The sequence below is a fragment of the Bacillus sp. MBGLi79 genome (assembly GCF_002953915.1).
On record NZ_CP026521.1, the window covers coordinates 1,007,982 to 1,018,711 of the forward strand.

The 10,730-nt window shown below is 45.0% G+C and carries 11 protein-coding genes; 7 read left to right on the plus strand and 4 right to left on the minus strand.

Translation table 11 applies throughout. From position 1 onward, the window contains the following. The first annotated feature begins 98 nt into the window (after positions 1–98). Complete coding sequence (cax, locus tag C1T29_RS05015) at positions 99–1,154, plus strand: calcium/proton exchanger (RefSeq protein ID WP_103750010.1); 1,056 nt, start codon at positions 99–101, stop codon at positions 1,152–1,154. A 70-nt stretch (positions 1,155–1,224) separates the two neighbouring features. Further along, complete coding sequence (locus C1T29_RS05020) at positions 1,225–2,019, plus strand: YfkD famly protein (RefSeq protein ID WP_103750009.1); 795 nt, start codon at positions 1,225–1,227, stop codon at positions 2,017–2,019. A 38-nt stretch (positions 2,020–2,057) separates the two neighbouring features. Here the strand turns inward: C1T29_RS05020 and mscC are convergent, their stop codons facing one another. Together mscC and yfkAB are read right to left on the minus strand one after the other, a co-directional pair. After that, the gene (mscC, locus tag C1T29_RS05025) at positions 2,058–2,900 is read right to left on the minus strand and encodes a mechanosensitive ion channel protein MscC (RefSeq protein ID WP_103750008.1); all 843 of its coding nucleotides are present in this window, start codon (positions 2,898–2,900) and stop codon (positions 2,058–2,060) included. Beyond that, a complete protein-coding gene (yfkAB, locus tag C1T29_RS05030) occupies positions 2,901–4,022 on the minus strand; it encodes a radical SAM/CxCxxxxC motif protein YfkAB (RefSeq protein ID WP_095432317.1) in 1,122 nt (373 codons plus the stop codon). It lies immediately after the preceding gene. 144 nt (positions 4,023–4,166) lie between these two features. Here yfkAB and C1T29_RS05035 point away from each other — a divergent pair, with 144 nt between their 5' ends. Together C1T29_RS05035 and pdaA are read left to right on the plus strand one after the other, a co-directional pair. Then, the gene (locus C1T29_RS05035) at positions 4,167–4,352 is read left to right on the plus strand and encodes an SE1561 family protein (RefSeq protein ID WP_003223132.1); all 186 of its coding nucleotides are present in this window, start codon (positions 4,167–4,169) and stop codon (positions 4,350–4,352) included. Between the two features lie 99 nt (positions 4,353–4,451). Next, a complete protein-coding gene (gene pdaA / locus C1T29_RS05040) occupies positions 4,452–5,243 on the plus strand; it encodes a delta-lactam-biosynthetic de-N-acetylase (protein WP_069149179.1) in 792 nt (263 codons plus the stop codon). A 36-nt stretch (positions 5,244–5,279) separates the two neighbouring features. Here pdaA and C1T29_RS05045 read toward each other — a convergent pair whose 3' ends face one another. Continuing rightward, positions 5,280–6,140, minus strand: coding sequence for an NAD(P)-dependent oxidoreductase (locus C1T29_RS05045; protein ID WP_103750007.1), 861 nt, complete (start codon positions 6,138–6,140; stop codon positions 5,280–5,282). A 98-nt stretch (positions 6,141–6,238) separates the two neighbouring features. Beyond that, positions 6,239–7,198 carry a magnesium/cobalt transporter CorA gene (corA, locus tag C1T29_RS05050; RefSeq protein ID WP_095432315.1) on the minus strand — a complete coding sequence of 320 codons (960 nt, stop codon included), beginning with the start codon at positions 7,196–7,198 and terminating at the stop codon, positions 6,239–6,241. Between the two features lie 117 nt (positions 7,199–7,315). Between corA and C1T29_RS05055 the strand changes: the two genes are divergently transcribed. The 3 genes from C1T29_RS05055 (at position 7,316) to C1T29_RS05065 (ending at position 10,547) form a co-directional block, all read left to right on the plus strand. Next, positions 7,316–8,179: a DNA-3-methyladenine glycosylase family protein gene (locus tag C1T29_RS05055; protein ID WP_103750006.1), complete on the plus strand. Its 864-nt coding sequence runs from the start codon at positions 7,316–7,318 to the stop codon at positions 8,177–8,179. 112 nt (positions 8,180–8,291) lie between these two features. Next, entirely contained in the window at positions 8,292–9,692 is a 1,401-nt protein-coding gene (gene rlmD, locus C1T29_RS05060; RefSeq protein WP_103750090.1) for a 23S rRNA (uracil(1939)-C(5))-methyltransferase RlmD, read from the plus strand. 570 nt (positions 9,693–10,262) lie between these two features. Beyond that, the gene (locus tag C1T29_RS05065) at positions 10,263–10,547 is read left to right on the plus strand and encodes a YfzA family protein (protein WP_103750004.1); all 285 of its coding nucleotides are present in this window, start codon (positions 10,263–10,265) and stop codon (positions 10,545–10,547) included. Positions 10,548–10,730: the final 183 nt, after the last annotated feature.

Below are 10,730 nucleotides of genomic sequence, written 5' to 3' on the forward strand. Positions count from 1 at the left end.
AAAGCCTATATCACGCTATACATTTGCCCTCGTGTAATCATGAAGGTTTTTGTGAAGAATAAAAATAAAACAAGTCATAAAAAAGGAGCTATTTCACCATGAATCGTATTTTTTTTATTTTAGTGGCGGCCGGTGTTCCGCTTTCTGTGATTGGCAGTTTGATGCATTGGCCTTCCGCGGTTCTTTTTGCCGTTTATTGCGTGACGATTATCGCGCTTGCAAGCTATATGGGGAGGGCGACAGAATCACTGTCCATCATTGCAGGACCGCGAATAGGCGGTTTGTTGAACGCCACCTTCGGAAATGCGGTTGAACTGATTATTTCCCTTTTTGCATTAAAGGAAGGCCTGACAGGAATCGTGCTTGCCTCTTTAACCGGTTCAGTGCTGGGAAACCTGCTGCTGGTCGCGGGCCTATCGTTTTTTGTCGGCGGTTTAAAGTATAAGCGCCAAGAGTTTAATATTCATGATGCGCGCCATAATTCAGGGCTTTTGATTTTTGCCGTCATTGTCGCCTTCGTGATTCCCGAAGTATTTTCTATTGGAATGGGAGACGCGAGCAAGCTCAATTTAAGCATCGGCATCAGCATTATCATGATTCTGTTATATGTCGCGGCGCTGTATTTTAAACTCGTCACGCACCGCGGAGTTTATCAGCCAAACAATGCCGCCCAGCATGAAGAGGAGGAACAGCCGGAATGGTCAGGGAAGATTGCGACGATTGTGTTGTTTGCAGCAACGATTGTCGTGGCATACATATCCGAAAACCTTGTCCACACATTCCACTCAGTGGCTGAGCAGTTCGGCTGGAGCGAGCTGTTTATCGGGGTCATCATTGTGGCGATTGTAGGAAATGCGGCGGAGCACGCGTCAGCGATTATTATGGCCTTCAAAAATAAAATGGACATTGCGGTTGAAATTGCAGTCGGCTCTACGCTGCAGATCGCTATGTTTGTCGCACCGGTTCTCGTCATCTGTTCTATCTTTTTTCCGACAAGCATGCCGCTTGTCTTTACATTGCCTGAGCTCGTCGCGATGGTATCAGCGGTTCTCTTGATGATCGCGATTTCGAATGACGGGGATTCCAACTGGTTTGAAGGGGCGACACTGCTTGCCGCATATGTCATTATGGCGATCGGCTTTTTCCTTCTTTAACCTGAAAAAATGTTGGATAACAACAAAGCGGGATGAAAAGACTAAGGGAAAATGCCATAGAAAGAGTGATATGATGAAAAAGCTATTTCATTCCACACTTATCGTGTTGTTATTCTTTAGTTTTTTCGGCGTTCAGCCCATCCACGCGAAAAAGCAGTTTAAGGTTCCTAATTCTGTCGCAAGCATTTCAAAGGAAAACACGTATCCGAACGCTTCACAGGATCAGCCAATGCTTCAGCCGAGCAAGCTGGCAAAGGAATTGCTCGATCATTCTGAGGTGGAGATTGAAAACCCGCATCTCATCAAAATGCTGAATGAATCCAACATATCCGGCACACCGCTTGCAGTAGGGTACCGTGCGACAATATTTCTCGGGAAATGGGCGCTCGGCTATGAATCAAATGAAACAGTCGCAAACTGGGAATATAAAAAAATCAATACAAACCGTGCAGATAACCGCGGCGGGAAGGAAACGGCTGAAATGCATTATGCCCAGGAACAGCAGTACAGAGTGAAGGGCGGCCTGACAGCTAAAGTTCCGAATGCTGAAGATGTCAAAAGCATGATGATGCAAAAAGCGATGAAGAAAACGAACCTTCCGCTGGCATTTGAGACGGTCATCGGGGCTGGCACAAAACGGGATCAGATTTATAAAGTCGCTCCTAAAAAAATCGGTTATCTACATGCATATGCACCGGCTGTGAATGAAAAAGGAAAAGTGACTTATGGAGAAGTGTACTTAGTGTTAAAAGGAAATAAACGAAAACTCGTCGTGAAAAATGTCACGTCACAGGGAATCGGCGCATGGATTCCGGTTCAAGATCATGTCACGTTTGGCTTTCAGCTTTCCTCACTGCTCAGATAAATAAAAAACTGATTCCGACTCGGAATCAGTTTTTTTGTTTATTGGGTTCTCTCAATTCGGACCGCTTCCTCAAGCATTTGTACATTGTTTTGGTAGAGCTGGCGAACGAGTATTCGTCGTACTGCAAGGCTGGCGCTGAAATAATCATCATCCTTCACCATGCCTTTCACCGTAAATTCGACGCCGCGATTGATTTTATTCAAAGCGGTGATGCCGTGGACTTGAAACGGTTCTGCCGGATTGCCGAATTCATCCCGCTTCAATGAATCACGAAGCTCTTCATTCAGCATGTCACATGCCTCTTCCAACACGCTGTACACGCGGTCTGGATCTTCTTTAAAGCTGATGAGAAAGGATTCGATAATCCGCATAAAATGGATATTATAGTTCTCTATCTGCCTGACCTCGCCGTTGCTGATGGTGAGCAGTTTGCCGCTCCATTCCCGGATTTGCAGCGAGCGAAGGCCGATCTCCTCCACTGTCCCGTTAAACAAGTTGTTGACGGTGACATAATCGCCTTTGTGCAGCTGGCGTTCATATATTAAGAAGACGCCGGCCAGCACATCTTTGATCAGAGATTGGGCGCCAAAACCGATCACGATACCTGCAACGCCCGCTCCGGCTAATATCTTGCCGAAATCATGCACAAATAAAGAAATAACGTAAAAAATAAAACCAATCGTCGCCGTATATTGGGTGACAGAACGGACAAGGCTTTCAATCGTTTTTTCCTTTTTTTCTTCAATAAAGTCCGTCCGTTTAAAAAACAGCTGTACCAGCCGGTTGATGATAAAGACACCAATCCAAAGGATAACGGCAACGAGGAGAATATCGACGATTTTATTCTGGAAAATCTCTGTAAGTGTTTCTTCCATCCGCATCTAACTCCTGGCTTGACGTTTTGTGAAATCTGTATCCTGATAATAAGTGTTTTTGACAAGAACATTCGGTCCGAGGCACCGGACATTCGGGCAGTGGCAACTCAGTTCTTTCGCAAGCTTGGTCTCTCTCCATTTTTCATAGGCGGAAGGGAGGCTGTCCGTCTGAATATTGCCAAGCGGCGGAGTATCGCCGAAATCGGTCACGATAATGTTTCCGTCGAAAATGTTTACATTCAGGCGAGAACGGCCGTCAGGGTCATTTCGCACGGTAACGTTTTTCGCCGCGCGAAGCCGGCGAAGCAGCTTTTGGTCGTCTTTGTCCGGACTGCAGGCATAAAACGGCAGCGTTCCGAACAGCATCCACGTATTTTCATCACGAATATCCAGCAAGCGGTGAATGGCCTGTCTCATCTCTTTCAGGCTGAGGGATTCAAGAGCGCTTGCGAAATCGCTTGGATACATTGGGTGGACCTCATGACGCTGACATTTCATATCTTCTGTGATTTGGCGGTGAATATGCTCAATATGCGGAAGAGTTCGTTTGTTCAGCATCGTTTCCGCAGATACCATTACTCCGGCATCCACGAGCGTGCGGCTGTTTTCGATCATTTTTTCAAAATAGCGCGCGCGCTGTTCGAAGGTCGGTTTTCTGTCCATCATGGCGAAGCCGATTTCAGCAAAATCTTCAACTGTACCCCAGTTATGAGAAATATGTAGCACATCGAGATACGGAATGATCCATTCGTACCGCTCGATGTCGAGGGTCAGGTTTGAATTAATTTGCGTCCGCACACCCCGTTCATGGGCGTATTTCAATAAAGGAACGACATATTCCTTTACTGATTTCAACGAAAGCATCGGCTCTCCGCCTGTAATGCTGATGGAGCGCAGGCGAGGGATTTCCTCCAGCCGTTTTAACAGAAGATCTATTGGCAGAGCATTCGGGTCTTTAGGCTGCAATGTATAGCCTACAGCACAATGCTCGCATCTCATATTGCAAAGTGTCGTCGTTGTGAATTCAACGTTTGTCAGCTGCATGTCTCCGTATTGGTCAACATCCATATAGGCTTCCCAAGGATCAAACTCAGGCGTAATCGGACGCAGCTTCGTGTTTTGTGTCATGACTATCTAACTCCTTTATAAATGGGCATACTAACGCTGCCAACAGTTAATTTTAGACCTGATTTGCCAAGATCGCAAGTAGCGCGGCGATTGAAAAACCGCAAAAAATGAGCTACCATAATAAAAAATGAATGGAGGAACAGCATGGGGAACGCCGTAAACAATAAAGATCAGCAGATTGATTATTTAAAGAACAGACTTGACATGTTTATGAACGTCATCGATTCATTAGACCCTGAAGCAACCGACGTTGAAGATATAGATAGGCTCATCAGCATGCTTGATGACCTGGAAGCCAAATACGAACGTTTTAAAAAAGATTGGGAATAAAACCGCGCGCCGCGCGGTTTTTTCTATTGGCATAAAGCAACAGTATAAAACAAAGCCCCTATCTGTAAAATAAGAAAAAATGCAGAAGGAGCGCTGGCCATGAAGTGGATGTGTTCAATATGCTGCGCCGCCGTATTGCTTGCCGGAGGTGCAGCACAGGCGGAAGCGGTGCCGAATGAGCCGATTAATTGGGGCTTTAAACGAAGTGTCAATCATCAGCCGCCAGATGCCGGGAAGCAGCTGAATCGTTTAATTGAAAAATATGATGCGTTTTATTTAGGGAATACAAAGGAAAAAACGATTTACTTAACGTTTGATAACGGGTATGAAAATGGCTATACGCCAAAAGTGCTTGATGTCTTAAAAAAACATCGCGTAACAGGAACGTTTTTTGTCACCGGGCATTTCGTAAAGGACCAGCCTCAGCTGATTAAACGAATGTCAGATGAGGGCCATATTATCGGCAACCATTCCTTTCACCATCCGGATTTAACGACAAAAACAGCTGATCAGATTCAGGATGAGCTTGATTCAGTCAACGAAGAGGTTTATAAAATTACGGGAAAGCAGGACAACCTGTACTTGCGCCCGCCGCGCGGCGTGTTTAGTGAGTACGTACTGAAAGAAACGAAACGCCTCGGCTATCAAACCGTTTTCTGGTCGGTCGCTTTTGTTGATTGGAAAATCAATAACCAGAAGGGAAAGAAATATGCCTACGATCATATGATCAAGCAGGCGCACCCAGGAGCTATATACCTGCTTCACACTGTATCAAGGGACAATGCTGAAGCACTGGATGATGCGATCACAGACCTGAAAAAACAAGGCTACACTTTTAAAAGCATTGATGATCTGATGTTTGAGAAAGAAATGAAGATGCCGTCCTTGTAATGAAAAAAGCCTCTCCTGAAACGGAGAGGCTTTTCTTTATTTTAAACATTTAATCAATGCGGCCCAATCCAGATCTCCGAAACCTTGTTCAATCCCGCTTTCAAAATGGCTCTTGGCCAGCTCGGCAAGAGGAAGATTTGCAGAAACCTGTTTTGCGGCGGCGAGTGCCAGGTTGGTATCCTTCAGCCCTAATGACATTTTGAAACCGGCCGGCTCAAATTTCTGCTCGGCCATGATGGTTCCGTAATTTTGGTAGACAGGGGAGCCGAAAAGCGCGCTGGCAATTTCTAAAAATTGTTTTTGTTCTAAGCCGTACTTCTCCATCATTAAGAAAGATTCAGATAACGCCTCCAGCATAGACACGAGTAAGAAATTGATGCTGATTTTCGCTGCATTTGCTGTCTTGCTTTCTTCGCCGACGTCAAATACCTGCTGGCTGAGGCTGTCGAGCAGAGGCTTGGCGGTTTGCTTCGCTTCCGCCGGTCCTGCTGTTATGATGCGAAGCGCGGCTTTGGCTGCGGCATCCGGTCTGCCAAGGACGGGAGCGGCGAGAAAGGATTGTCCTTTCTCTGCATGAGCCGCTGCGAGCTTCTCTGAGAATTCAACACTGATCGTGCTCATCGAGATGTGAATGCCATCCTTTGCTAATCCTTCAAGCAGCCCGTCTTCTCCAAATGTCACGGCGCTTACAGAATCATCATCTGCAAGCATTGTCATGACAATATCAGCGGACTTTGCCGCCAGCCGCGGCGTATCAGCTGCCTGTGCGCCTTCTGTGACAAGTTCTTCCGTCTTTTGTTTCGTCCGGTTATATACAGTCAATTCGTAGCCTGCTTGAAGAACATTTCGGGCAATGGGCTGTCCCATATTGCCGAGTCCGATGACAGCAATTTTCAATCTGATCACTCCCTGAATATTTTTTCCATTATAAACAATATAAACAGAATATGCATAGCAATCGGCTTACAATAAAAAAGAACAGCCTCCCGCTGCCCTCATTTAAAAATATTGAACCATCCTTTATGTACAAACCAAATCAGCATCCCGATCACAAGCGCGGCCATCAGGCCAAGTACAGCAAAATATCCGTATTTCCAATGCAGCTCCGGCATGAAGTCGAAATTCATACCGTATACACCGGCAATAAAGGTGAGCGGGATGAAAATGGTCGACACGATCGTCAGTGTCATCATAATCGCATTCATCCGGTTTGAGTTTAGCGTCACGTAGCTGTCACGCAAGTCGGACGTCATGTCCCGGTTGGATTCCACAATTTCAGACAACTTTAACAAATGATCGTAAATGTCACTGAAATAGGCTTTCGTTTCCCGCTGCTCTTTCACATGGTCAAGGCTTAAAATCCGATAGAGCAAATCACGCATCGGGATAATTGTCCGTCTTAAATGCAATAGGTCTGTTCTGAGTTCAAACACCTCGTTCATCAGCGTTCCATACGTTTTGTGGGGGCGGCTTTCTTCAATTTCATTCAGCCGGTCCTCAATTTTATACACGAGGGGAAAATATTCATCGACAAGCTGATCCATGATCATATAAGAAATATGCCCAGGCCCTTTTTTCAATATGTCCGGTGAAGCATACAAACGCTCCCGGACTTTGGCGATACCGGGCGTTTCGTGTAAATGAAAGGTAACGATAAATTGTTCGCCCTGAAAAATATCGACTTCCTCCGTCTCTAGTGTTTCCTTATTCAGCGCATGAATCACGTAAAAACGATAGCCGTCATAATGGTCAAGCTTCGGCCGCTGCATGTGCTGGAAGCAATCCTCAATGGCAAGCGGATGAAAATGAAAAAAATCTCTCAATAACGCCGTTTCCGTATCTTCCGGGCCGTAAAAATCAACCCAGTACCATGCAATATCAGGCTGTTCCACTCGTTCAATCGGTATATTTTTCAGCAGCTGATGCTCTGTTGTGATTGCGGTAATGTTGATCATAAACAACCCTCCACCTGCCATTATATCATGCGGTCTTTATGAGAAAAGTATACGGTACTCTCTGCCTGTTTCCAGCGGCATGTTATACTGAACAAAAACGGAAAAAGGGTGGATCACATGTGGAAGGAAAAAGTATCTGTCACGCCGCCGTATCATTTTGACCGCGTATTGGACAGGCTGTCTTTAGACCCCCTCAATGCTGTCGATCGAGAGGCGAGAGAAGTCCGCGTGCCGATCAGAAATCATGCGGGAGACGTATGTATTGTAAAAGTACAGGCGTTAGGCCATGCTGACGAGCCTGAGTTTCTCGTTAGCGGGGAAACGGATCAGGATGAGATGATGAAGGAAATCAAGCGGATTTTTCAATGGGAACATCATTTGCAGCACGTTCTGGATCATTTTTCAAAAACGAGTCTGTCCGCCATTTTTGAAGAGCATGCCGGGACACCGCTTGTTCTGGACTACAGTGTGTACAACTGCATGATGAAATGCATCATCCACCAGCAGCTCAATCTGTCCTTCGCTTACACGCTAACAGAACGGTTTGTTCATGCATTTGGCGAGCAGAAGGATGGCGTGTGGTGCTATCCAAAGCCGGAAACGATTGCAAAACTCGATTATCAGGATCTGCGTGATCTGCAATTCAGCATGAGAAAAGCGGAATACACCATTGATACATCAAGGATGATCGCAGAAGGCACACTCAGCTTGTCAGAACTGACGCATATGGCGGATGAAGACATTATGAAAAAACTGATCAAAATCAGGGGCATCGGCCCGTGGACCGTGCAAAACGTCCTCATGTTCGGACTTGGCCGTCCCAATTTATTCCCGCTTGCCGATATCGGCCTCCAGAATGCCATCAAACGCCATTTTCAGCTGGACGATAAGCCGGCAAAGGATGTCATGCTGGCGATGAGCAAGGAGTGGGAGCCTTATTTAAGCTATGCGTCTTTATATTTGTGGAGGAGTATTGAATAATTCATCTGACAATGAAGGAAAACCTGCAAACGTGTTATACTAGTTAGATGTGAAAAAACATTTCACTTTCTGCCATCCGCAGAAAGCTTCATATAGAAACGGAGAGAAAAACGTGAACCAACAAAAGAAACAGGCGCCCGTCGAACTGAAGGTCGGACAAACCTTTCCGCTGACGATTAAGCGTCTCGGCATTAACGGAGAAGGTGTCGGCTATTTTAAGAAAAAAGTCGTCTTCGTGCCCGGCGCGCTTCCTGGTGAAGAGGTTGTGGTGCAGGCCACAAAGGTCCAGCCTAAGTTTTCGGAGGGCCGCATTAAGAAAATCCGCAAAGCGTCTGAGCACCGGGTGGCACCGCCTTGCCCCGTGTACGAACAATGCGGCGGCTGTCAGCTCCAGCACCTTGCATACAGCCAGCAGCTTCGGGAAAAACGCGACATCGTCATTCAGTCTCTTGAACGCCATACGAAGTTTAAAGTAGAGAACATGGAAATCAAAGAAACGATTGGCATGGACAATCCGTGGAATTACCGCAACAAAAGCCAATTCCAGATCGGGCGCTCGCAAAGCGGCAGCATCATCGCCGGCTTATACGGCCTTGATTCTCATGACATCGTTCCGATTAAAGACTGTATCGTTCAGCATCCGGCAACCAACAAAACAACAGGCATTGTCCGCCGCATTTTAGAGGACTTCAATGTGTCTGTTTATAATGAAAGAAAACTAAAAGGTGACGTTCGCACGATCGTGACGAGAGTCGGCTTTGAAACAGGCGAAGTGCAGGTCGTACTTGTAACCGCAAAAGAAACGCTTCCGCACAAGGAAGAAATCGTCAAAGCCATTCAAAAGCGATTGCCAGAGGTCAAATCCATTATTCAGAATGTAAACGGGGAGAAAACCTCAGTGATTTTCGGTGAGAAAACGAAACCGCTCGCCGGAAAAACAGTGATCCAAGAAGTGCTCGGCGATGTATCCTTTGAATTGAGCGCCCGCGCTTTCTTCCAGCTCAATCCCGAACAGACCGTCAAGCTGTATGACGAAGTGAAAAAAGCGGCGCAGCTGACCGGAAAAGAAAAAGTCGTAGATGCGTATTGCGGCGTCGGCACTATCGGCATGTGGGTGGCGGACGGAGCGAAGGAAGTCCGCGGCATGGACGTCATCAAGGAATCAATTGACGATGCCAAGAAAAACGCCAAAAAACACGGCATGGCAAATGCCACATACGTAACAGGAACAGCCGAGCACTGGCTCCCGAAATGGACGAAAGAAGGCTTCCGCCCGGACGTCGTCATCGTAGACCCGCCAAGAACCGGCTGTGACAGAACGTTCCTGGACACGATCAAAAAAGTCAAACCGAAACGCTTCGTCTACGTTTCCTGCAATCCATCCACGCTTGCGAAGGATTTGCAGACGCTCTCGAAGGACTATCGCGTGGACTATATTCAGCCTGTCGATATGTTTCCGCAGACGGCTCATGTTGAAGCAGTGGCGAGGCTTGTATTAAAATCGTCTCATTAAGTCCTAATCAGATCTGGATTTCGGTAGAATGAACATTGTCGACTTCCGGGTCTTTTTCATGTGCAGCCCTAGTTCTGACTGTCTTTCTCAATTCACTAGTGACTTACTTAGCGATCTCTATCTTCTTTATCTTTTTTTGATAAGAAAGTAGATAAACTTAAATTAATTACGTTCATATCAACGCCCATAAAAGTCTTGTGTATTATCTTCATCATAATTTGATTCTTCAGCGTGAGCTTATAGGCTGACTGGATACAATTACAAATATGAAAACCATCGAAATTCTTCATTTTTTATACTCTATTTCCTTTATGCATTTTATTAAATAATAAGATTGTATATAATTTGTCCCCCTTCTAAAAAATAAAATATAAGCAAAACATTAAATATATATTTTTCTAATTAGCAGTAATTATCCCGAAAAAATTAGCTTAAGTATGATTGAATTTCATGAGTAGAATAATGTAAAATAAAAGATGTATTTTCATAATTTGTAAAATCGTATATTGACTTGCAGTTATTATGTGTGAAATATTGTTTATGGAAATGTAAGGAAAGGTATGGAATTAGATGGATAAAGTGTGCGAAAAACGACCGTTATATAAAAGAAGTTGGTTTCAAACGTTTTTGGCATTTTTAGTTTCGCAGCTTTATTTTAATGTTGTAGAATTAACGGGATGGGGCCCTAAGTATAGAGAAATGAATGGGTTCCCAGCAAACATAGTTGAACTGGATTTCTTTCAAACATATCTTTCATTCTATGATCATCCATGGTTTAATATTATTACTGTTTTCTTGGGAGTTTTCACTATTATACAAATAATCACAGGGATCACAAAGGATATTCGAAATTAAAGCAATGCCTTATTTAATGATGAAAGAAAATGTACACTTTCTTAATTATCTTATGAGTGAGACTGCGACACTTAGTCAGCAGTCTATTTTATTGGTTCTGGATCAGGATTACCGTCCTCACCCTCAAGCGGTAAGTTAAAGCTTTTTCATTCTCTCGAGTACTCAGATATGCCATCCCAACTC

Excerpts from the sequence above, each read along its gene's own strand:
- C1T29_RS05035 (WP_003223132.1), top strand. The coding sequence starts at position 4,167 with ATGGGGAACGCCGTAAACAATAAAGATCAGCAGATTGATTATTTAAAG.
- cax (WP_103750010.1), top strand. The coding sequence starts at position 99 with ATGAATCGTATTTTTTTTATTTTAGTGGCGGCCGGTGTTCCGCTTTCT.
- C1T29_RS05055 (WP_103750006.1), top strand. The coding sequence starts at position 7,316 with ATGTGGAAGGAAAAAGTATCTGTCACGCCGCCGTATCATTTTGACCGC.
- pdaA (WP_069149179.1), top strand. The coding sequence starts at position 4,452 with ATGAAGTGGATGTGTTCAATATGCTGCGCCGCCGTATTGCTTGCCGGA.
- yfkAB (WP_095432317.1), bottom strand. The coding sequence starts at position 4,022 with ATGACACAAAACACGAAGCTGCGTCCGATTACGCCTGAGTTTGATCCT.
- mscC (WP_103750008.1), bottom strand. The coding sequence starts at position 2,900 with ATGCGGATGGAAGAAACACTTACAGAGATTTTCCAGAATAAAATCGTC.
- C1T29_RS05065 (WP_103750004.1), top strand. The coding sequence starts at position 10,263 with ATGGATAAAGTGTGCGAAAAACGACCGTTATATAAAAGAAGTTGGTTT.
- corA (WP_095432315.1), bottom strand. The coding sequence starts at position 7,198 with ATGATCAACATTACCGCAATCACAACAGAGCATCAGCTGCTGAAAAAT.
- C1T29_RS05020 (WP_103750009.1), top strand. The coding sequence starts at position 1,225 with ATGATGAAAAAGCTATTTCATTCCACACTTATCGTGTTGTTATTCTTT.